Source organism: Streptomyces virginiae (assembly GCF_041432505.1).
GTDB classification, from domain to species: Bacteria; Actinomycetota; Actinomycetes; order Streptomycetales; family Streptomycetaceae; genus Streptomyces; species Streptomyces virginiae_A.
Window position 1 is genome coordinate 338,266 of sequence record NZ_CP107871.1, and the last position, 22,127, is coordinate 360,392.

18 protein-coding genes are annotated in these 22,127 nt (G+C 71.9%); 6 read left to right on the top strand and 12 right to left on the bottom strand.

Features of this window, described 5'->3' with window-relative positions; all coding sequences use genetic code 11:
• Positions 1-58: 58 nt before the first annotated feature.
• The 3 genes from rox to OG624_RS01615 form a co-directional block, all read right to left on the bottom strand.
• Positions 59-1,699: a rifampin monooxygenase gene (gene rox, locus OG624_RS01605; protein ID WP_371638922.1), complete on the bottom strand. Its 1,641-nt coding sequence runs from the start codon at positions 1,697-1,699 to the stop codon at positions 59-61.
• Positions 1,696-1,926: a hypothetical protein gene (locus OG624_RS01610; RefSeq protein ID WP_352165147.1), complete on the bottom strand. Its 231-nt coding sequence runs from the start codon at positions 1,924-1,926 to the stop codon at positions 1,696-1,698. The genes rox and OG624_RS01610 overlap by 4 nt, the downstream gene beginning before the upstream one ends.
• A gap of 699 nt (positions 1,927-2,625) precedes the next feature.
• Positions 2,626-4,197: a S8 family peptidase gene (locus OG624_RS01615; RefSeq protein ID WP_033224259.1), complete on the bottom strand. Its 1,572-nt coding sequence runs from the start codon at positions 4,195-4,197 to the stop codon at positions 2,626-2,628.
• Between the two features lie 797 nt (positions 4,198-4,994).
• Between OG624_RS01615 and OG624_RS01620 the strand changes: the two genes are divergently transcribed.
• Positions 4,995-5,960: a hypothetical protein gene (locus tag OG624_RS01620; RefSeq protein ID WP_033224258.1), complete on the top strand. Its 966-nt coding sequence runs from the start codon at positions 4,995-4,997 to the stop codon at positions 5,958-5,960.
• A 10-nt stretch (positions 5,961-5,970) separates the two neighbouring features.
• Here the strand turns inward: OG624_RS01620 and OG624_RS01625 are convergent, their stop codons facing one another.
• The 4 genes from OG624_RS01625 to OG624_RS01640 form a co-directional block, all read right to left on the bottom strand.
• Positions 5,971-6,486, bottom strand: a complete 516-nt coding sequence (locus OG624_RS01625) for a hypothetical protein (RefSeq protein WP_371638923.1) — start codon at positions 6,484-6,486, stop codon at positions 5,971-5,973.
• A 93-nt stretch (positions 6,487-6,579) separates the two neighbouring features.
• A complete protein-coding gene (locus OG624_RS01630) occupies positions 6,580-7,299 on the bottom strand; it encodes an RICIN domain-containing protein (RefSeq protein ID WP_371638924.1) in 720 nt (239 codons plus the stop codon).
• Positions 7,296-8,816 carry an ankyrin repeat domain-containing protein gene (locus OG624_RS01635; protein ID WP_371638925.1) on the bottom strand — a complete coding sequence of 507 codons (1,521 nt, stop codon included), beginning with the start codon at positions 8,814-8,816 and terminating at the stop codon, positions 7,296-7,298. Before OG624_RS01635 ends, OG624_RS01630 begins: the two co-directional genes overlap by 4 nt.
• A 142-nt stretch (positions 8,817-8,958) precedes the next feature.
• Positions 8,959-9,492, bottom strand: coding sequence for a VOC family protein (locus tag OG624_RS01640; RefSeq protein WP_033224257.1), 534 nt, complete (start codon positions 9,490-9,492; stop codon positions 8,959-8,961).
• A 241-nt stretch (positions 9,493-9,733) separates the two neighbouring features.
• Here OG624_RS01640 and OG624_RS01645 point away from each other — a divergent pair, with 241 nt between their 5' ends.
• Entirely contained in the window at positions 9,734-10,441 is a 708-nt protein-coding gene (locus OG624_RS01645) for an intradiol ring-cleavage dioxygenase (RefSeq protein ID WP_371587035.1), read from the top strand.
• 60 nt (positions 10,442-10,501) lie between these two features.
• Here OG624_RS01645 and OG624_RS01650 read toward each other — a convergent pair whose 3' ends face one another.
• The 5 genes from OG624_RS01650 to OG624_RS01670 all read right to left on the bottom strand — a co-directional run bounded on the left by OG624_RS01650 (position 10,502) and on the right by OG624_RS01670 (position 18,886).
• Positions 10,502-11,059 carry a YbaK/EbsC family protein gene (locus OG624_RS01650; protein WP_371587036.1) on the bottom strand — a complete coding sequence of 186 codons (558 nt, stop codon included), beginning with the start codon at positions 11,057-11,059 and terminating at the stop codon, positions 10,502-10,504.
• Positions 11,060-11,113: 54 nt separating this feature from the next.
• Positions 11,114-11,698, bottom strand: a complete 585-nt coding sequence (locus OG624_RS01655) for a putative glycolipid-binding domain-containing protein (RefSeq protein WP_371587037.1) — start codon at positions 11,696-11,698, stop codon at positions 11,114-11,116.
• 30 nt (positions 11,699-11,728) lie between these two features.
• A complete protein-coding gene (locus tag OG624_RS01660) occupies positions 11,729-14,242 on the bottom strand; it encodes a SpoIIE family protein phosphatase (RefSeq protein WP_371638926.1) in 2,514 nt (837 codons plus the stop codon).
• Positions 14,239-18,270: a HAMP domain-containing protein gene (locus tag OG624_RS01665; protein WP_352165140.1), complete on the bottom strand. Its 4,032-nt coding sequence runs from the start codon at positions 18,268-18,270 to the stop codon at positions 14,239-14,241. Before OG624_RS01665 ends, OG624_RS01660 begins: the two co-directional genes overlap by 4 nt.
• A 268-nt stretch (positions 18,271-18,538) precedes the next feature.
• The gene (locus tag OG624_RS01670; protein WP_033224253.1) at positions 18,539-18,886 is read right to left on the bottom strand and encodes an STAS domain-containing protein; all 348 of its coding nucleotides are present in this window, start codon (positions 18,884-18,886) and stop codon (positions 18,539-18,541) included.
• 230 nt (positions 18,887-19,116) lie between these two features.
• Between OG624_RS01670 and OG624_RS01675 the strand changes: the two genes are divergently transcribed.
• From OG624_RS01675 to OG624_RS01690, 4 genes are all read left to right on the top strand, one after another.
• Positions 19,117-20,052, top strand: a complete 936-nt coding sequence (locus OG624_RS01675; protein WP_033224252.1) for a SigB/SigF/SigG family RNA polymerase sigma factor — start codon at positions 19,117-19,119, stop codon at positions 20,050-20,052.
• 9 nt (positions 20,053-20,061) lie between these two features.
• A complete protein-coding gene (locus OG624_RS01680) occupies positions 20,062-20,526 on the top strand; it encodes an STAS domain-containing protein (protein ID WP_078909550.1) in 465 nt (154 codons plus the stop codon).
• A complete protein-coding gene (locus OG624_RS01685) occupies positions 20,523-21,503 on the top strand; it encodes a sensor histidine kinase (RefSeq protein WP_326746812.1) in 981 nt (326 codons plus the stop codon). Before OG624_RS01680 ends, OG624_RS01685 begins: the two co-directional genes overlap by 4 nt.
• A gap of 114 nt (positions 21,504-21,617) precedes the next feature.
• Complete coding sequence (locus OG624_RS01690; RefSeq protein WP_051763630.1) at positions 21,618-22,082, top strand: ATP-binding protein; 465 nt, start codon at positions 21,618-21,620, stop codon at positions 22,080-22,082.
• Positions 22,083-22,127: the final 45 nt, after the last annotated feature.

The following is a 22,127-nucleotide window of genomic DNA, read 5'->3' on the forward strand; positions in this document are numbered from 1 at the left end:
GTGCCCGGACGGCCACTCTCGGCCCGTCCGGCCGAAAACGGCTGGTACGCGTCACAACCTAGCGGTTGGGGGCGCCGAACCACACGGGCACCCGGTCGATCAGATCCCGCTGGTCGGCGCCGACCCAGGCGACATGCCCGTCCGGGCGGAGCAGCACCGCGGGCACGTCCACGTCCTCGCTGTCGTCGACGACATGGTCGATCCGGTCGGCCCAGCCGGTCACCGAGAGCCGACCGGTCCGGTCCAGCAGGAGTCCGCGGCCCTCGTGCGTCAACTCGTAGAGACTCCCCCGCTTCAGCGTGATGTCCCGCATCCGCCGACCGAGCAGTTCGTGGCCCTCGCCGAGGTCGTAGCGGATCCCGATGGCGGTGATCTTCTCGATCAGGTACCGGTTGACGTTCTCGAACTCCATCAGCTCGGACAGCAGCCGGCGCACCGCCCTTGCCCCGGGTTCCGTGGACATCAGCTCCATCTGCGCGCGGGTGTTGTCGAGTACGTCGGCGGCCACCGGGTGGCGTTCGGCCTCGTAGGTGTCCAACAGGCCTTCCGGCGCCCAGCCGGCCACCTCGGCGGCCAGTTTCCAGCCGAGGTTGAAGGCGTCCTGGATCCCGAGGTTGAGGCCTTGGCCACCGGTGGGCGGGTGGATGTGCGCCGCGTCACCGGCCAACAGCACCCGGCCGACCCGGTAGCGCTCGGCCTGCCGGGTGGCATCGCCGAACCGCGACAGCCGACGCGGTGAGTGGGCACCGAAGTCGGTACCGCCGACGGCCCGCAACCGTTGCTTGAACTCCTCGAAGGTCGGCGCGGCGGCCCGGTCCTCGGCCACCCCCTCGGCCGGTACGACGACGCGGTACACGCCGTTCCCGAGGGGCGCGGCGCCGAACCGCAGGTGTGTCTTGCGTACCTCGGCCATCACGGCGGCCAGCGTGTCGGGCTCCGCGGTCAACTCCATCTCGCCGAGCAGCGTCTCGACCCGGGAGGGCTCGCCGGGGAAGCCGATGCCGAGCAGTTTGCGCACCGTACTGCGGCCGCCGTCGCAGCCGACGAGGTGGCGCGAACGCAGCCGCGTACCGTCTCCCAGCTCGACGCTCACCCCGTCCTGGTCCTGGCTCAGCCCGACCAGCTCGTGGCCGCGCCGGATCTCGGCACCGAGCTCGGTGGCGCGCTCGGACAGCAGGCGATCGGTGACGGGCTGGGGGATGCCGAGGACGTACGAGTGGGCGGTGTCCATCCCGTCGGGCCAGGACGTGCCGAGGCCGGCGAAGAAGCCGCCGACCTCGAAGCGCCGGCCGTGCTCGAGGAACCGCTCCAGCAGGCCGCGCTGGGCCATCACCTCGATGCTGCGCACGTGCAGGCCGAGCGCGCGGACGAACGGAGTCGGCTCCGTCTCCCTCTCCAGCACGAGCACGCGCACACCGTGCAACCGCAACTCGCAGGCCAGCATCAGACCGGTCGGCCCGCCGCCGACAACGATCACGTCGATCATCGCAATTCCCCCATCAGCACGTCGCACGAAATCCGTATGCCGATAGGGGCGCACAGAATTCGTGAATCCCGGATTTCGCTCTGTCGGTGGGAGAGTCTGCGGGACGACGGGGGCCTTGCCGCAAGCCCCCCGTTGCGCTATATCTTGAGAGTGGCAAGGAGTGGTCCATCTCCTTGCCTTTTGTTTTCGGACCTCGCTGAGCTTGTCCTTCACCTTCGGCGGTCTGCTGCTGGATCGGGCGGGCCCATGAAAGCGTCGAGCTCTTCGATGATCGTGCGGAGTTCGCGGGCTCCGCGAGGTGACAGTGCTCGGATCACGCCGTCGAGCAGGGCACGGCCTTCGAACGGGTTGCCGCAGCAGTACCGGTGGACGTTGCCGAACTCCTCATCGTGCCAGAGCTCGCGCGTGGGCCGGTGGACGTAGTCCTTCCACAGACGCAATGCCGCGCTGATGTCCCCGGGCCGGAGATAGTTCCGCGTGCGTTCAAGGTGAACGACCTCGGACAGCGTTCGTGAGGAGAGGCGGTCGATGGCCTGCCTCGAGAGAGGTGACTGCTGCCGGTCCGGGATGCCTGCCCGGATGCGTCCTGGCCGTCTACGCGGCATGGACCTTTCGGTTGATCGTCATGCCGCACATGGTGCCACAAAGCCGAACGGTGTCTCGAAGGAGTTCACCGGGGGTCGGGACGCGCTGCTGATCATCGAGGGGCTGGTGGTGCCGGCGCCGCCGCTGGATCCGGCGCTGGTATCCGAGCACCGCCGATGCCGCGTAGACGGCCCGGCGACCTGCGCGCCCAGCAACACGCTCCTCACATCTGGGAGGACCCGCCGCCGAGTCGGTCCACGGGCTCTTCGCCCGTACCAGCCCGGCAATGCGTGCTGACCTCTGGTGGTATCGCCGTCTCTGTCGTCGTGGTCGCCGACCGGGCCCGAACGCCTCACCCCGGCCCGTGTTCCCCCACGTCGTGACGCTGATCCCGGACACCCTCTCGGCTCGAACAATCGACGGCTCGCCATCCGCCGCGACGTCGGCGGGACCGTCGGACGCCCTGGACGTGGGCGCGCAGCGGCGGGGGCGACCGCCCTGTGGTCGCCCCCGCCTGTTCATCGCGACTCAGAAGTCACGCGCCGTTCCCGATCTCAGAACTGCAGCGCCCAGGAGTCGATCTTGCCGGTGTCGACGTTGGCGTTGTCGTTCACGCGGAGCTTCCACACTCCGTTGGCCACCTCGGCGGAGGCGTTGACCGTGAAGGTCTTGATGATGTTGTCCGCGCTGCCGCCGCTGCGGTTGTGGAGGGTGTAGACGGTGCCGTCGGGCGCGACCAGGTCCACCTTGAGGTCACCGATGTAGGTGTGCTTGATGTCGACCGCGACGGCGAGTGACGCCGGGGCGTTGCCGGCGACCCCGCCCACGGTGACGGGCGACTCGACGGTGGCGTTGTCGTTGATCGCGTAGTCGGCGGTGTTCTCGAACCGCTTGCCGGGCGGGACGGTGCCGCCCTCACCGACGTTGAGCAGCAGGTTCGGCGATCCCGTGCCGGGGCTGGTGACCACGTTCGGGGTCGCGGCGCTCACCAGGCCGTCGCGGACCTGGGCCGGGGTGCTCGCCGGGTTCTGCGCCAGGTACAGCGCGGCCGCGCCGACCACGTGCGGGGTGGCCATCGAGGTGCCGGAGATGGTGTTGGTGGCCGTGTCGCCGGTGCCCCACGAGGAGGTGATGGACGAGCCCGGCGCGAAGATGTCCAGGACCGTGCCGTAGTTGGAGTAACTGGCCTTGGCGTCGGTGTTGGTGGTGGCGCCGACCGTGATGGCCTCGGCGACGCGCGCCGGGGACTTCGTCGACGCGTTGGTGGACTCGTTGCCCGCGGCGACGCCGTAGGTGATGCCGGAGGCGATGGAGTTGCGCACGGCGGTGTCGAGCGCGGAGTCCGCGCCGCCGCCGAGCGACATGTTGGCCACCGCCGGCTTGACCGCGTTGCGGGTCACCCAGTCGATGCCCGCGACGACCTGGGCCGTCGTGCCGCTGCCGTTGTTGTCGAGCACGCGGACGCCGACGATCTTGGCCTTCTTGGCCACGCCGTACGCGCCGCCCGCGACGGTGCCGGCGACGTGCGTGCCGTGGCCGTGGCCGTCCTGGGCGGTGTTGTCGTTGTCGATGGCGTCGTAGCCGTAGGAGGCGCGGGTGCCGAAGTCCTGGTGTGTGATGCGGACACCGGTGTCGATGATGTAGGCGGTGACGCCCTCGCCGGCCTTGTCCGGGTAGGTGTAGCTCTGGTTGAGCGGGAGCGCGCGCTGGTCGATGCGGTCCAGGCCCCAGGACGGCGGGTTGGGCTGGGTCGCGTCGACGGTGAAGACACGGTTCTGCACGACGGACTTGACCGCCGGGTCGGCGGCGAGCTTCTTCGCCTGCGCCTCGGAGACCTCGACGGAGTAGCCGTTGAGGGCGGCGCTGTACGTCTTGTCGATCTTCGCGCCGTACCGCTTGGCGACGGCCTTGCCGCTGTCCGCGGTGGAGCGGGCGGCGGAGTCCTTCAGGGTCACGATGTAGCTGCCGGAGACGGTCCCGGCGGCGCCGGCGTTCTCGATGACGCCCTGCGGGCCGTTGTCGGCCGCCGAGGCGGGTAACGCGGCGGCCGCGCCGAGTGCGAGGGCGACGACGGCGGTCGCGCTGATGCCGGCGAGCCTCCGGCGGGTGTGACGCATCACGGACATGTGGGGGGTCCTCCTCTGGGTGGGCACTGCGGGCGGAGCGGCAGCCGTACGATCACGGACATCGCCATAGACATGGGCATGACCATGACAATGCGAAGCTCGACGGGCTGTCGCTACGAAAGGTTGACCCACCCCTCTCTCACCCACAAGAGGCCCACGGACGCGTAACATCCCTGCCATGTCGCGGTCATGATTGAGCAAAGGTGCTCCGCACATGACGTAGGCACGGCCCGGTCGGGCGGACCCCGAACAGCCCGCGCGCGCCACCCTTCGGCCGGCCGGCCGCCCCCGCCCGACGCGCGGGTGACCCCGGGACCTCTATTTCCCGCCGCACCCGGACCGCTCGCCGGTACCGGCCTCGGGGGCGAACGCGACGCCGCTCCACGGCCCGCACCGCCACCGCCTGCCATGTTCCCGGCCCCCCCCTGCTGGCGGGGCCCTCATCGAGCGCGCCGCCGACCGAACGGGTTCAGGCCAAGCGGGACACCCGCCCACCGACCCCGCCGAGCGAGGGCCGGGAGCGCGGACGCCTGCGGATCCGGCCCTGCGGCGGCTCCGGAGCGGGTCCTGGCGGGCCGCGGCGAGCCGCCGGAACACCGGCGGCGGCGCGTACCGCGCGCCGGCCGCGCCGAGTTGTGAAATTTTCGTGCGCGCCGCCCTCGCCCGGCCCGAGTGGACGGGCCCCTGGTGTCCCGTCGCCTCCCCCGGATGGGGGAGGCAGGTGCGACAGGCGGGGGATGCGGCCGCTCGGGTCGACCTTCGAGGATGGAATTCCTGCTGCTGAAAGGGGAGTTCAGGTGGATCGCTGGGATCGGGTCGGGCGACGAGCGGCTTACGGGGGCGCCTTGGCGCTGTTGCCGTACCTGCTGATCAAGGTGTCCTGGGTGGTGGGCTCACTCATGGGGTTGCTGCCGGTCGGCCAGGGGTTCGGCATGGCGGAGTGGGTGGTGCTCAACGCCGTCACGGTCGGTATGGCCGCGATCGGGATCGCGTCGGCGCTCGCGCTGGTGCGGCCGTGGGGCATGCGGATACCGGGGTGGCCCGTCGTGTTCTGCGTGTGGGTGGGGTCGGGGTTCCTCGTCTCGATCCTCCCGTTCGGCGTCTTGGGCGCGCTCCTGGACGCGGGCGGCGGCTCGCCCGGCGAGGCCGGGAATTCGGCGGGTCCTGCCGATCCGGCAGATCCGGCCGATCCGGCCATGCCGGTCTGGGAGGGCGTACTGGTCCAGTTCGGCTTTCTGGGGATGGGGCTGGGGCTGGCCCTCGCGGTCCCCGCGTACCTGCGGCGGCGTTGGCCCGCGTCGTTCGCGGGGCGGGTCGGCGACGGCCCGCGCACGGCCCTGCCCTGGGCGGCCGTGGTCGGTGCGACGGTGGGGCTGTGCTGGCTCTACTGGGCGGCCGGCGGCACGGCGGGTATCGCGCACCCGGCCGACCGGGTCACCGACTGGTACGTGCTGGGGGCGGTCTCCGGTTTCTGGGCGCTCGCCTGCTCCGCCGCCGTCGGGGTCATCACCCGGGCACGGCCGGCCCGGTTGCCCCGCACCGTGCCGCTGGTGCTCGGCTGGGTCGGATCGGGCTCGCTGTTCGCCTGGAGCGGCTGGAAGCTACCGGTCACGCTGTACCTGGCCTTGGCCGACCCGGCCGGCGCACGCCCTCCCGAGCACCCCGCCGTCGCGGTGGTGCTGCACCTGTGCGCGGTGGTGGCGGGAGCGGCGATGCTGCGGACACTGGTGCGCTCGCACCGGCGGCAGGACAGCTCCTCCTGACCGCCTCAGGTCACGGTAGTTCGAGTTCGGGAAGGGAGAGAGCTTCCGTGATCGCCCGCACGATCCGTTCCTCGAAGTCCTCCGTACCGTGTTGCGCGTGGGGGCCGACCAGGCCGGCCGCCACGAGGGCGGGCAACAGCACGTCGGGATCCTCACCCACCCGGTCCCCCGGCGCCTCGAAGCTGAAGCCGGTGCACAGGTGTCCGCCGCGGTAGTACGCGAACCAGGGGCCGTGTGCCTTCGCGCTGCACGGCTCGGTGACGAACACGGCCAGTTCGCCGCCGGGTGGACACACCTTCTCGTAGTCGGTGGGATCGGTGTCGCCGACATCCCAGCCGAGCATGTCGTGCATCACCAGCCCCCACTCGGCGCCCTTGCCGTACGCGAGCGGCCGACGCCGCAGGCCGAGGAGTCCCCGTGTCAGCGTGTCCAGAGACATGCCCCGGAAGAAGACGACATTGGTCTCCTCGTCGTACGGGAGTTGACCGTGCAGCCGGCCGAGCGGCCCGTGAATCCAGTGCCTCATGCCGGGCACGGTAGGGGACGGCACCGACATCGGTGCGCCTCGTCCGCCGACGGTCGACCTCCCAGGGACAGGACGTGCCCTACGGGACGACGCCTACGGGGCGAGGTGCCACCACTGGTCGTCGTACTGCTCGCCGCAGGAGATCTGCGCCGCGGGCCGGCCCGCCCCGGGCCCCTGGACCAGCAGGCACCTCGCGGTGACGGCGTTGCGCAGTACGAAATGGTCGGCCCGGTCACCGCTCCCCCACAGCAATTCCCAGTGTTGCTCGTCGTGGTGGGCGGTGGCGCAGGCGAACTGCCTGACGGGGGCCAGGTTCTCCGGGCCGACCACGGCCAGGCATCGGCCGCTGTACGCGTTGCGCAGCGTGCGGGTGTCGCCGCCGCCGTCCCGCTGGGCGAGCGTCCAGGTCCGGTCGGCGTCGGCCGTGCAGGTGTCCTGCACCGCGACGACGTCGTCCTCGGTGCCCGACACCCGCAGGCACAACCCGCTGTCGCGGTTGACCAGCCGCCCGGTCAGGGCCGACGGATCCGCCGTGCCCGTACGAGGAGCCGTAGCCGTGGCCGGGGCCGAGCTCCCGCCGGACGGGGCGCCCGCCCCGGAGTCCTGGCCCGTGCCGCCCACCCGGACGGCGATCACGGTGGCCACGCACACCAGGGCGACAGCGCAGGCCGACAGGATGCCGACGCGGTGCTCGTGCACGTTGACCTGGAGGTTCCCGCTGCCGCGCTGTACTCCGGACGGGCCGTGGTAGGTGTCACCGGGACGACCGTCGGCGGCGCCGCCGTCGCCCGTGTCGGGCTCCGTCCCGCTCACGGGCGGGAGTCGAACCGGTTCACCTGCACGTTGCCGTCCCCGGACTGCACCGCCGTCGGGCCGAAGTAGGTGTTCCGGGTGGTTCCTCCGGCGGTCGGGCGCGCCGCCGCGGCCGCGGCGAGCAGCGCCCGGAACTCCGCCGCGACCGCGGCCCGTTCGTCCGGGTCGAGCTGGTCCAGCAGGTCCTCGGTGCGGGTCCGCCAGGCGGCGCCGTGCCGGGCCCGCTCCTCGCTGCCGTTCGCCGCCGGCTCGTCGCCCTCCGGCTCGTCGCCGTCCTGCCCGGCTGCCGTCAGCTCCGCCGCGGTGCGGTCCAGACGTTCCAGCTGGACGGCCTCCTGCTGCCGGTCCCCGCGGCCGAACACCCGGGCCAGCCGGTTCCGCATGACCTGCCAGGCGTCGGTTCCCGCCGCCTGCACGACACCCGACCCCACCGACGCGGCCAGCGCGACCATCGCCTCGTCCAGCATGAAGCTCCCCCTTCGCCGTCCCCGCGCAACAGCGTCAACGGTAGCCCCGCCGGACCAGGGGTCAACAGCGCCGCCGATGCCGGTACACGTCGTACAGCAGCCAGTGGTGAGGGGAGTTCTGGTCCGCGGGGTCGAGTTCACGCAGGATCTCGTCGCCTCGCGGATCGTCCCGCAGCGCCGGCCGTGCGGCTGCCTCCACGCGCACGTGCGGGTCCGGGTCGGCGAGGCGGGCGGCGAGTGAGTCCGAGGCCGCCCGGTCGTGCGGGGGCGCGACGACCAGGACGTGGCATGCGGTCCGGCGAACCGTCGCGTCCTCGTCCCCCGTACGTTCCACGGCTGCGGCGAGGGCCTCGGGATGCCCCCGCGTATGACCTCCGCGCCGAAGCGTCGTTCCAGCGGATCCGGCCGATGGCGCAGGGCCGCGGCCGCGTCCCAGACGGTGCGGTGGTGATGCGCGTGGTGCTGGTGGAGTGCGGCGGTCGTCTCCCACCACACCTCGTGGTCGACGTCCGGTTCGGCCGGCGCGCGGGACAGCAGTTCGTCGAAGGACGTCACGATGCCGTGGCGCCATTCCAGCCCGGTCGGTATCGCCGCGTGCCCGGTCCTGAAGGCGAGCCCGCCCAGGGACAGTTCCTCGCTGATCCACGCCTCGGAATCGGTCGGGACGGTGCGGCGAACGACCGGCCCCTGGAGGCCGGTCGCGCGGTGGAGCTCGGCGACGAGGTCCCTGCCGTACCAGTACCGGGCCAGTTCCAGGGCGTCGCGCCCCCGGGCGTCCGTGACCCACAGGCGGGCGCCGTGGGTGATGAGCGACTCCACGATGTCGCATGCACCGAGCTCGATCGCGCGCAGCAGCGGGGTGCGGCCCGCGCTGTCGGCGCACTCCGTCCCGGCCGACGCCTGGAGGAGGACCTCCACGATCGGGTGGTCGAAGGCTTCGACCACCAGGCGGAGTGCGGGAGTGCCGTCTTCGTCTTCGGTGTCCGGGTCGGCGCCTGCGGCCGGCAGTGCGTCCACCGCTTGCGCGTCGCCGCCACGGACGGCGGCCATGAGTGGCTTCACCGTCGGTCGTCCCCCGCCCCACAAGCCGGTCCCGGCACACGGTGAGCCGGGGCCACAAGATCATATGGCCGGCCGGGACCTGCCGTACCTGAGCCGCCGGTGGACGAGGACGACGATCCGATGGTCCTCGTCAGGCCGTGCCGTCCGTCGGCCGCTGCGGGGTGCTGGCCACGCCCGTGGCGCGGCCGCTGAGTTCGGCGTCCAGGGTCCGCTGGGCCGTGCTCATGGATGCGGCGTACTTCGGTTCGGACATGCGCCGCCAGGCCTCGTCCGGCGGGACCTCCTCGACCCGGCTCACCACCCACCAGATGTTGCCGAACGGGTCCTTGACCCGGCCCCCGCGGTCCCCCCACGCACTGTCGGAGGCTTCGGTGATCACACGGGCTCCGTGGGCCACGGCAGCGGCCATCGCGGCGTCCGCGTCGCGCACGTAGATCCGGAGCAGGGAGGGCGTGGCCGGCCAGTCGGGTCGCCGGTCGAAGGCCAGGACGACCGTGTCGCCGACCCGGATCTCGCCGTGGCCGATGCTGCCGTCCGCGACGGCGACCCGGGCGATCTCCTCGCCGTCGAACGCCGCGGTGATGAAGTCGAGCAGTGCGCCCGTGTCGTCGGTGACGACCCAGGGTGCGACGCTGGTGTACCCCTCGGGGGCGAAGTGGTCCATCGGCCTCCTCCTGTCCTTGTCCGTTTTCCGGTTCCTGCCGCTCCTCGTGACATCACCACCGTAGGTGCGAACGAGATCGGAACATGTCCTCGTTCGGGTGTCGATCCCCCACGGCGGTGCGGTCTGCCCGGCCGGGTGTGTCGGTGATGGCCGCGACGCGTTCCGTCCGGCACGGTGGGCGCGATCGGTGGCCGGCGCGCGTACGCGTGCGACGGTCGCGCCGCGCGCGGGAGAGGTTCGCATGACCGAGAACGGCAGTTCCCCGACCAGCCGCCGTGCCCTCCTGCTCGCTGCCGGGTCGGCCGGGGTCGCGGCGCTGACGGCGGCCTGTTCCGGCCCGGCCGCCACCCGGGGGGCGTCGGGGCAGCCTTCCTCGGCGCCGACCGCCGCTCCGTCGCCCGGTGGCAGCACCCCGGCCTGCGTTCTCGCAGTCAAGGCGGGCGCCGGCCCGTACTACCTCGACCTGGACCGGGTCCGCTCCGACATCACGGAGGGCCGCGAGGGGGTGCCGTTCCGGCTCGACCTCACCGTCGTACGGGTCTCCGACGGCTGCCGGCCCGTCAAGGACGCGGCAGTCGACATCTGGCACGCCGATGCCTCGGGGGCCTACTCCACCGGTGGGTCCACGTTCCTGCGCGGTACGCAGGTCACGGACGGCGCCGGCCGCGGTACGTTCCGCACGATCGTGCCCGGCTGGTACGCCGGGCTGGCACCGCACATCCACTTCAAGGTGCGCCCCGACCGCCGCACCGAGACGACCTCGCAGTTCTTCTTCCCCGAGGACCTGCTGATCCAGGTGTACGCCCGCCCGCCCTACACGGAGCGCCGCGCGCCGGCGCACCCCAACGCCCGTGACAGCCGCTACCGCGCCGCGGGCGCCGCGATGACGCTGGCCCTCGCCCCCGACGGGGTCGGCTACCGCGCCGCGTACACCGTCGGGATCGACTGAGCCCGACGCCCGACGCCCGATGCCCGGACCCGGTCCTGGACCCCGATCCGTACCCGGCCGTCAGAGGAACGCGAGGCCTTCGATGAGTTCGGCCCCGGGGATCTGCCCGAACAGCTTCCCGGGGGCGATGAGCTTGCCGCGCCGGCGTCCGCTGCCGACGAGTACGTACGGCATGTCGGCGACGGCCGCGTCCACCAGGAGCGGCCAGTCGGCCGGCAGGCCGAGCGGGGTGATGCCCCCGTACTCCATGCCCGTCAGCTCCACGGCCGTCTCCATCGGCGCGAAGGACACCTTGCGCGCGCCCAGGTGGCGCCGGACCGCGCCGTTGACGTCGACCCGGCCGGCGGAGGGCACGAGGCAGGCGGCGAGGGTGACCTCGCCGCCGCGCTTGGCGGCGACCACCACGCAGTTCGCCGACGTGTCGAGGAGTTCCGGTCCGTAGTGCGCGACGAAGGCGCCGGTGTCGGCGATCGCGGGGTCGGTGTCCACGTAGACGATCTGGTCGGCGGGCACGTCCCCGGCCCAGCCGCGGACCGCTTCGGCGACGGGCGGGGCGAGTTCCGCGAGGCAGTCGGGAGCCGGCACCGCGTTGTCGAAGGACCCGAGGGGAGCGCGCATGCCCGCACGCTAACACGGCCCGCGCACTCCCCCAGGGGCCGGAAGCCGTACGCGTCAACGGGTGAGCGCGGTCGCCAGTTCGGGGTAGTCGAGGACCAGTCCCCGCTCGTCGAACTCGATGTCGCTGTGGAAGTCGCCGGACGAGTAGCGGACCCGCGCGACGTTCCCGGCGGGCGCGAGGGGCGTGTACGTCTGCCGGTTCGCGCTGACCGCCAGATCGGGTACCGACACCCAGGCCATGAGGAAGTCGTGCGGTCCCCCGTCCGGCCTTCGGTGCAGGTCGTGGCGCAGGACGGGCATCGTGTTGGTGAGCGGGCACAGCCCCAGGTCGCAGTCGAGGGCGCCGTCGAGGTCGGGGCGGTGCGTCCCGTCCACGGTCCAGCGGCCCCCGTCGTTGCGGAGGTCGAGACTGCGGGTCGTCGCGTCCCCCGCGCCCCCCGAATCCACGGTGACGTGCAGGCGCGAGGTCACGTAGTCCTCGCCGGTCTCCAGCGTGTACGTCAACCAGTACGGCTCGGGGACCAGAGCGACGGCCCGCCCGCGTGCGCCGAGCCGGCGCCCCGTGAGCTCGGCCCAGGCGGTCGCGTACCCCTCGCCGGGGAGGACCTCCCAGGTCCGGACGAGGCGATGGGTGATCACGGGCCGAGTCTACGGCGTCGCCGTGCCGCGTCAGCCGACCTGGATCCCGATGACGCAGGTGTCGTCGTCCGTGTCGGAGCGGCTCTCGGCGAGGAGGCGGTCCAACTGGCGGTCCAGGTCTCCGGCGCCGGCGGCCGCCGCGTTCATGAGGTGGCCGAGCGAGTCCTGCACCGAGGAGTCCCGGCGCTCCACCAGTCCGTCGGTGTACATCAGCAGGGTGTCGTCCTGTTCGAGCCGCACCTCCCGCTCGGCGTACGTCACCTCGGGGAGCGCGCCGAGCAACAGGCCCTCGATGAGCGGGAAGGCTTCCGCCTCGCCGGCGCGGACGAGTACGGGCGGCAGGTGCCCGGCGCGCGCCCAGCGCATCACCCGGGTGCTGGGGTCGAAGATCCCGCAGACCGCGGTGGCCGTCACGTGCTTGGCGAGATGGTGGGTGACCGTGTTGAGCCAGGACAGCAGCTGGGCGGGGCCCGCTCCGGTCACGGCGAGGCCGCGCAGCGCGTTGCGCAGGACGACCATGCCGGTGGCCGCTTCGATGCCGTGTCCGGCGACGTCGCCCACGGAGAGCATGACCAGCCCGGAGGGCAGGACCACCGTGTCGTACCAGTCTCCGCCGACGAGCGATTCGGTCTCGGCGGGTCGGTAGCGGACGGCGACGCGCACGCCGGGGGCTTCGATGGCCGGCGGGGTGGGCGGCATGATCGCGTGCTGGAGTTGCAGGGCGAGCCGGTTGCGTTCGGCGGACTCGGCCTCGGTGTGCGCGAGTTGATCGCGGGTCGCGGCCAGGGCGACCTCGGTCCAGTGCTGAGCGGAGATGTCCTGGTAGGCGCCCCGGACGGCGTGGAGTCGCTGGTCGGCGTCGAGGACGGGCTCGGCGACGACGCGGATGTGCCGGGTGATGCCGTCGGACCTGCGCAGGCGCAGGTTGACGGAGGCGGGCCGGCGGTAGCGCAGCACGGCCCGGAGGAAGCGGGCCAGGGCGGCGGAGTCGTCGGGGTGGGCGTAGCCGGGCAGTTCCCGCAGCCGGACGGGCGGGGCGGTGGTCGGCAGTCCGTGGAGCGCGTACAGCTGCGCGTTCCAGGTGATGCCTCCGGTGACGAGGTTCTCCTCGAAGCCGCCGATCCGTCCCAGGCGCTGGGCGTGCTGGAGGAGGTCGGCCAGTCGTGCCGTCTCGTCCTCGACGCGCCAGATCAGCAGGACGGCGGCCCCGTGCCGGCTGACGCTGATGTCGGCGACGGAGATGAGGGGGATCTGGTCGACGAGCGCGGTCAGGCTCATGCGTTCGGCACGGAAGGGCTCGCCCGTCGCGTGCACGCGCTCGACGATGTCGAAGAGCCCGCTCTCGCCGGCGGCCATCGGGTAGGCCTCCAGCAGCCGCGCGCCGTTCACGTAGCCGCGCGGCCGCCCGGCGGGGTCGACGAACCGGCTGCTGGCGTGGCGGATGCGGAAGTCGGTGAGCCGGCCGTCGTGATCGAGTACCGGGGTGAGGACGACGGCGGGGTCGTGCAGGCCTTCGGAGAGGTCGATCAGCTCCGCGACGTCCGGGAGCACCGCGTCGAGGGCGCCGGGGTCGGCCGGGGTCGCGGCGTCCATGGTGCGGGCGCAGAGTTCGGCGAGGGCCTCGACCTGGCGCTCGATCTGCGGGGGTTGTGGCGCGAGCGGCTGTGGCCAGCAGATTTCGAGGACGCCGTGGATCCGTCCGCCGGTCCCGGCCGGTACGGCCATCCGCCCGCCGTCGGGCCGCTGGATGTGGCCGATCGAGGGAGGTCCGTCGTGCTGGATCCGGGCGAGGGTGACCAGTCGGCGTTCGCGCAGCGCGAGGCGGGCGACGGTGGAGACGCCCGGGGGGACGTGGCGCCAGCGCGCGGCTTCGCCGGGCGGGAAGCCGGCGTGGCCGGCGAGGGCCAGCGAGCCGTCGGGGGCCGCGCGCCAGACGGCGACGGCGTCCGCTCCCAGGGGTCCGAGGGCGTTCGTCAGGAGGGATTCGGCCACTGCCTGGGTGTCGTCGGCGGCGGCCAGTACCCCGCTCTCGGCGGTACGCAGCCGCACCGACACCGAGGTGGACCGCTCGGCCGCGTCCGGTGTTCCGGTGCGCCGGGCGAACGCGGCGGCGACCTCACTGACGTGGTCGCGGGAGGCCTGGTTGACGATGTCGGCGGCGAGTTCCAGGTGGGACAGCCCGGTCTCGCGGGACAGCTCGTCGAGCTGGCGTGCCGCCGCGGCGGGGGTGCAGCTGAGCTGTCCGATGAGGATGCCCTTGGCCAGTTCGACCAGTGCCCTGCCGTCCGCGGCGGCGTGTGCCTCCCGTACCTCGCGGCGGAGCCGTTCGACGGTGGCGACCAGGCGCCCGAGGGGGGTCGGCGCCTGGTGGGGGACGGTGTTGCGCGGCGGCTCCTCGGCGAGCGTTCCGGGCGAGCGGGCGTCGTCGGGCCGCCGGATGTCGTCGAGCTGTCGGATGTCGTCGAGCTGTCGGATGTCGTCGAGCTGTCGGATGTCGTCGGGCCGTCGGGTGTCGTCGTCGGGCCGCTGGGTGTCGGGGGTCATCCGATGAGCCAGTGCCGGACGCGGGAGATGAGGTCGTCGGCGTCGACGGGCTTGGTCACGTAGTCACTGGCCCCCGCGGCGAGACTCTTCTCCCGGTCGCCGGGCATCGCCTTGGCGGTGACCGCGATGATGGGCAGCCCCGCGTAGGCCGGCATCCGTCGGATCTCGGCGGTCGCCGCGTAGCCGTCCAGTTCGGGCATCATCACGTCCATCAGGATCAGGTCGACGCCTTCGTTGCGGACGAGCGTGTCGATTCCCTTGCGGCCGTCCTCCGCGTGGAGCACGCGCACACCGTGCAGTTCCAGCACGCCGCTGAGGGCGTACAGGTTGCGCGCGTCGTCGTCGACGACGAGGACGGTGCGTCCGGCCAGGTCGTCGTCGAGCGGAGGGGCACTCTGCCGGTCCTGGGTCTCCGCGTGGACGAGCGGCAGTACGTCCCCCGGTCGCTCGGCGGACAGGTGCAGCACGATGCGTTCCCGTAGCTCGTCCAGGCTCGACAGCAGTTCCAGCCGGCGTGACGCGGCCCGGTCCCGCACCGCCCGTTCCTGTCCGCTCTTCAGGCGGGGGTTGTTGTGCGCGAGGACCGGGAGGGAGGAGAGCGCCGGGTCTCCGTCGAGCGCGTCGAGGAAGCGCAGCGCCTCGCCGCCGGGCATGTCGAGTTCGAGGACGACGCAGTGGAAGGAATGCGAGGCCAGGGCCGCGGCGGCTTCCCGCGAGCTCGTGGCGTTGACCACCTGGACGCCCTCGTGGTGGTCACCGGACGGCCGGTGGTCGGGGGTGAGGTCCCGGTCGGCGCTCTCGGCGACGAGGGAGAGCAGGCCGTTGGGGCGCTCCTCGATCACCAGGAGACGTCGGGCCCTCCGCTGCGGCGGGACGGGAGCGGTCGTGCCGGCGGCGCCGGCCGGTACGGGGCGTCCGGCGGTGGCCGTGGGCCGGGCCGCCGCGGAGGAGGCCTCGGGGACGGGCTCCTCCTCGTAGTCCGCCCGGCTGACCGGCAGGAAGAGGGTGAAGGTGCTGCCCTGCCCCGGTGTGCTCTCGGCGGTGACGGCACCGCCGAGGAGTTGGGCGATCTCGCGGCTGATGGAGAGCCCGAGCCCGGTGCCGCCGTACTTGCGGCTGGTGGTGCCGTCGGCCTGCTGGAAGGCGCCGAAGACGGATTCCAGCTGCTGTTCCGGGATGCCGATGCCGGTGTCCCGTACCCGGAAGGCGAGCATGGGCGCGCGGCCGGGGAGCCCGGCGGGGACCTCGGGGGCCGCGGCGGGTTCGATCCGGAGCTCGACACCGCCGCGCTCGGTGAACTTGACCGCGTTGGAGATCAGGTTGCGCAGGATCTGGCGCAGCCGGGCGTCGTCGGTGAGCAGGTCGGCCGGGGCGTCGGGGGCGGTGGTGACGGTGAAGTCGAGGCTCTTCTGCGTGGTCAGCGGCCGGAAGGTGGCGTCGACGTACTCCAGCAGCTGCGGCAGGTCCACCCGCTCGGGGTTGACGTCCATCTTCCCCGCCTCGACCTTCGAGAGGTCGAGGATGTCGTTGATCAGTTGCAGCAGGTCGGAGCCCGCCGAGTGGATGATGCCCGCGTACTCGACCTGCTTCGGGGAGAGGTTGCGCGTCGGGTTCTGGGCCAGCAGTTGGGCGAGGATCAGGAGGCTGTTGAGCGGTGTCCGCAGCTCGTGGCTCATGTTGGCCAGGAACTCGGACTTGTAGGTGGAGGCGCGCGACAGCTGCCGGGCTCGGTCCTCCAGTTCCTGCCGGGCCTGTTCGATCTCCAGGTTCTTGGCCTCGATGTCGCTGTTCTGGCTGGCGAGGAGGGCCGCCTTCTCCTCCAGCTCCGCGTTGGAACGCTGCAGTTCCACCTGCTGGACCTGCAGTTCCTCCGAACGTGCCTGGAGTTCCCCGGTCAGCCGCTGGGACTCCTCCAGGAGTTCGTCGGTACGGGCGTTGGCGACGATGGTGTTGAGGTTGACGCCGATGGTCTCCATCAACTGGCCGAGGAAGTCCTGGTGTACGGGGGTGAAGGCGGAGAAGGAGGCGAGCTCGATCACGCCGAGGACCTGGTCCTCCACGACGATCGGCAGGATGATCAGGCTGCCCGGGGTGGTGTGACCGAGCCCCGAGGAGATGACGTAGCCGCTGGGGACCTGGTCGGTGACGATGATCCGGTGGCTGCGCGCGGCCTGTCCGACGAGCGATTCCCCGAAGGCGAAACCGATGCCCTCGCCGGAGCCGGCGGGGCGGCCGTAGGAGCCGACCAGGATGAGTCGGGGGCCGCCGGGGCCGTCCTCGGCGAGGTAGAAGGCCCCGTACTGGGCGGCGACGAGCGGGGTCAGTTCGTCCATGACGAGTTCCGCGACGGCGGCGAGGTCGCGGTGGCCCTGCATCAGGCCGGAGATGCGGGCCAGGTTGGACTTGAGCCAGTCCTGCTCCTGGTTGGCCCGGGTGCTCTCCCGCAGCGAACCGACCATGGAGTTGATGTTGTCCTTGAGCTCGGCCACCTCTCCCGAGGCGTCGACGGTGATCGAGCGGGTCAGGTCGCCCTCGGCGACCGCGCTGGCGACCTCGGCGATGGCCCGGACCTGGCGGGTGAGATTGCCGGCCAGCTCGTTGACGTTCTCGGTGAGCCGCTTCCACGTGCCGGAGACGCCCTCGACCTCGGCCTGGCCGCCCAGTCTGCCCTCGCTGCCGACCTCGCGGGCCACGCGGGTGACCTCGGCCGCGAAGGAGGACAGCTGGTCGACCATCGTGTTGATGGTGGTCTTCAGCTCCAGGATCTCGCCCCGCGCGTCCACGTCGATCTTCTTGGACAGGTCACCGTTGGCGACGGCCGTCGTGACGAGGGCGATGTTGCGGACCTGGCCGGTGAGGTTGTTCGCCATGGAGTTGACGTTGTCGGTCAGGTCCTTCCAGGTACCCGCGACGTGGGGAACCTGCGCCTGGCCGCCGAGCCGGCCCTCGGTGCCGACCTCCCGGGCCACCCGTGTCACCTCGTCGGCGAACGCGGACAGCGTGTCGACCATCGTGTTGATGACGCCGGCCAGCGCGGCGACCTCGCCCTTCGCCTCGACCATGATCTTCTGCGAGAGGTCGCCGCGGGCGACGGCGGTGGCCACCTGGGCGATGGAACGCACCTGGCCGGTCAGGTTGGACGCCATGACGTTGACGTTGTCGGTGAGGTCCTTCCAGGTGCCCGACACCCCGCGCACCGTGGCCTGGCCACCCAGATTGCCCTCGGTACCGACCTCGCGGGACACCCGCGTCACCTCGTCGGCGAACGCGGAGAGCTGGTCGACCATCGTGTTGATGGTCTCCTTCAGCTCCAGGATCTCCCCGCGGGCGTCCACCCGGATCTTCTGTGTCAGATCGCCCTGGGCCACCGCGGTGGTGACCTCGGCGATCGAGCGCACCTGGGCGGTCAGGTTGTCGGCCATGACGTTGACCGACTCCGTCAGGTCCTTCCAGGTACCGGAGACGCCCTTGACGTCCGCCTGACCGCCGAGCCGGCCCTCGGTGCCGACCTCGCGGGCGACCCGGGTGACCTCGCCGGCGAAGGCGGACAGCTGGTCGACCATCGTGTTGATGGTCTCCTTCAGCTCCAGGATCTCCCCGCGCGCGGTGACGTTGATCTTCTGCGAGAGGTCGCCCTTGGCCACGGCCGTGGCGACCTGGGCGATGGAGCGCACCTGGGCCGTGAGGTTTCCGGCCATGAAGTTGACCGAATCCGTGAGGTCCAACCAGGCGCCCCCCACTCCGGGTACGTCCGCCTGCCCGCCGAGGGTTCCCTCGGTGCCCACCTCGCGGGCCACCCGCGTCACCTCGGACGTGAACAGTGACAGTTGGTCGGCCATCCCGTTGAACACGGTGGCGATCTCGCCGAGCAGCCCGTCCGCCGTGTCCGGCAGCCTGGTACGGAAGTCCCCGTCCCGTACGGCCGTCAGGCCGGCCAGCAGCTGGCGCAGTTCCGATTCGCCGATCCTGTCCTCGCCCGGGAGCGCCGATGACCTGCCCGGTGCCTCCGTACCCGCCCGCTCAGCCATCCGCCAACCTCACTCTAGACAACGACCGTGCCGGCGCACGGGACAGGACGTGACACGGCTGCGCGCCGGATCCCTCGGACCGGCCGAGGTGGGGATCCGTCGTGGTCGCACGACCGGTGATGAAGGTTATCGCCGAAGGCGGCATACGCGATCACCCGGTCGATCGGTCACCCGGGCACGGTGACCGAAGGCCGTGCGGAGGCACGGCGGACGAGGACGAGGCAGGGAGTAGGTGGGTGGGTGGGGGCCGGGCGGTGCGGGCCGTCGGTCAGGACCCGTCGACGGCGTCCTCGACGCTCGGGTGCAGGGAGAGGACCGTGTCGGCGCCCGTCAGGGCGAAGAGACGCCGGAGTTGCTCGCCGGGGGCGGCGATGCGCAGCGTGGTGAGGCGGTGCAGCCGCAGCAGCAGGTTCAGGAAGGAGGAGTCGCCGAAGGTGATGGAGCCCGCGTCCAGGACCACCATCCGGTGCTGATCCGCGGCAGCGGCGAGCGCCTCCTCGAGCGGGGCGAGCGTGTCCTGGTCCAGCTCTCCGTGCGCCGCCACCACCCACCCGGCCCCGGCCAGGTAGCCGTTGCCGACGACGCCTTCGTTGTACGTGTCCCCTGCTCCGGTCATGTCCGCCTCCCCGGATCGTCACCATCGTCACCTGTACGGCTTCCGCAAGGGAGTATGCCTGCTCCTCGACCGATCGAGGCCCCAAGGGCCGCGGCACACGCGCCCGGAGGTCGGCCGCCACCTCATCGGCAGCGGCCGCGAAAAAAGTTTTCGCTCAGAGCGAGTAAGGGATCGAAGTCGGGGCACAAGCGCCCGAGCAGCCGTCAGTCAATCGGGAGGGAACGGCCATCATGTCTCGCTCGGCCACCGTCACTAGCCCCATTCGTGCAACAGACGCGCACGTGACACCCGCTGCGCCCGCTGTGCCCGGCGGCGTGGCCGTCCCACAGCGGGACGTGGAGCTGCCCGAGGTGAAGAACGCCCGGGAGATGGCGCCTTCCGACGCGCGTGAGCTCTCGAAGCAGTTCTTCCTTAGGCTCGCCGTCCTGGAGGAGGGCACGCGCGAGTACCAGTACGCCCGCAACACCCTGATCGAGATGAACCTGTCTCTCGTTCAGTTCGCTGCACGGCGCTTCCGCGCCCGCGTGCTGGGCGGGGGGCTGGACATGGACGACATCATCCAGGTGGGGACCATCGGCCTCATCAAGGCCATCGACCGCTACGATCCCGAGCGCGAGGTGGAGTTCTCCACTCTCGCCCTCCCGTACATCACGGGTGAGATCAAGCGGTACTTCCGTGACACCACCTGGGCGGTACACGTCCCGCGTCGTCTGCAGGAACGCCGTACGGAGCTCGCCAAGGCCCAGGAGTCGCTGACCGATGTCCTCGGCCGGTCCCCCACGGTCAAGGAGGTCGCCCAGCACCTCGAACTGACCGAGGACGAGGTCATCGAGGGGCTGGTCGCCGCGAACGGCTACACGAGCGGCTCCCTGGACACCAGTGCCGAGGGCGACGAGCCGTCGACGACGACGAGCCGGACGACCCGTCCGCTGGCGGACCGGCTCGGTGAGGTCGACCCCGCCATGGAGCTCTTCGAGGAGTTCCACACCCTCGCGCCCCTGCTGGAGCAGTTGGACGAGCGCGATCGGCGGATCCTGCGGCTGCGCTTCGGCGAGGACAGGACGCAGGCGGAGATCGGCGCGGAGCTGGGTATCTCCCAGATGCAGGTCTCGCGTCTGCTCTCCCGGACCCTGACCCGGCTGCGCGCCGGAATGCTGTCGGTGTAGGCAGCGGGCATGCCCTCACCCCATCGGCACGACGGACCTGTGCCGCCCGTCCCACCCGTCCCTTCCATCCCACCCTTCCCGTCCGTCGGCGCTCAGGCGCTGTACGACGACGCGATGTGGGCGGACGCGGTCGTACGGTGCGCGCACGTCCGGACGGGTACGGTCGCCACGCTGACCGCCCAGCCGCTGCGCGACCGTCCCGGTGCGCTGCTGACGGGCAGCTGCGACCTCGACACCCGGCCGATCCTGTGGGCGGCGCTCGGCGTCGTCATCCGGATTCCCGGACCGGTCGTCCACCTCGACCTGTCCGCCGTGGGCTTCCTCGACCCGGCCGCCGTCGCCGCCCTGGTGCGGGCCAACGCCACCGTCACCGGCCAGGGGCGTCGTCTGCTGCTCCACCACCCGCCATACTCGCTCCGCAAGCTCGTGGAGTTGTTCCCGGACGAATGTGCCGCGCTGGAGGTCGCCGCATGATCACTCTTCCTGCGTCCGGCGCCTCCGAGGCCTTCGTCCACCCCGCCCTCTTCTACCGGGGGCAGGCGGACTACCTGGCAGGGGTGGGAGGGTTCGTCCGTACCGCCCTCACGGCCGACGAGCCGGTGCTCGTGGCCGTACCCGGTCCGCGGCTGGACGCCCTGCGCGAGGACCTCGGTGGCGACACGACCGGGGTCACCTGGACGGACATGACGGACCTGGGCCGCAATCCCGGCCGCATCCTGGCCGCCCTGCAGGATTTCGCCGACCGGCACGAGGGCCGGCCGGCCCGGATCGTGGGCGAGCCGATCTGGCCCGGGCGCTCACGGGCCGAGGTGCTGGAGGCCACCCGTCACGAGGCGCTGATCAACACCGCCTTCGCGGGCCGGCGGGCCACCGTCCTGTGCCCGTACGACGTCCTCGGCCTGCCGGCCGAGGTGGTGTCCGATGCCCGGCGTACGCATCCCACGCTGCTGGAGGACGACAAGTCCCTGCTCAGCCCGGAGTACGCGGACGCCTCGTCGGTGTGCGCCGACTGCGACGACCCGCTGCCCGAACCCGACGGCGGTACGCCCTGGCTCGCGTACACCCGCGGGGAGCTGGGCGACGTACGCGCCTTCGCCGAGGCCTGGGTCCGCGGCACGGACCTGAGCGTGGCGCGGCGCGGCGACCTCGTCCTGGCGGTCAGCGAGGCCGCCGCCAACTCCCTCGCCCACGGCGGCGGGAGCGGCGCCCTCCGGATGTGGAGCACCGCCGAAGCCGGTGCGGGTGCGGGGGTGGGCGCGCCGTCCGGGGTCGTGGCCGAGATCCGCGACGGCGGTCACCTCGCCGACCCGTTGGCTGGGCGCCGGCGCCCCGCGCTGGCCTCGGTCGACGGCGGGCGCGGCCTGTGGATGATCCACCAACTGTGCGACTTGGTGGAGATCCGGGCCTCGGACAGCGGCCTCACGCTGAGACTGCACATGGCAGCCTCCTGAGCGACCGGCGTCCCCTTAGACTGTCCCTCGCACACTCGGATGTCCTCGGCCCCACGGGGCCTGTTCGTTCCCGCGAACAGAGACCAATGTCAATGGTGGGGGTGAGAGACCACAGTGGAAACGATCGGGCCGGAAGCCGGCGATCGAAAGCCTGCCGGACTTTCCGTCGCGGGGCAGCGCCGTCGGCTCGCCCTGGCCGGCGTACGCGGACCCGTGGCCAAGGGCCGCGACTTCGCGCGCCAGGCCCTGCTCGACTGGGGCTGGAGCGGGACCGAGACGTCCGAAGACGCCCTGCTGCTCGTGTCCGAGCTGCTGACCAATGCGACCCTGCACGCGGGTGGTTGCATCGAGCTCGCGCTCTCGGCCGGTGAGGTCCTGCGGGTCGAGGTCTTCGACGGCACGACGACACCGCCCCGTCGGCACCCGTCCCCGCAGCGTGGCCTCCCGGGCGGCCACGGCCTCTACATCGTGGAGCGCGTCTCCGATCGATGGGGCACGCACGTCCATGAGAACGGCAAGGCCGTCTGGGCCGAGATCGAGGCCTCGCGGCTGACCTCGGGCAGGTCCGCGGGCATGTGAAGGGGCGGGGCCGGGCCGTCCCGTACCCCGGTACCGCCACCGCAC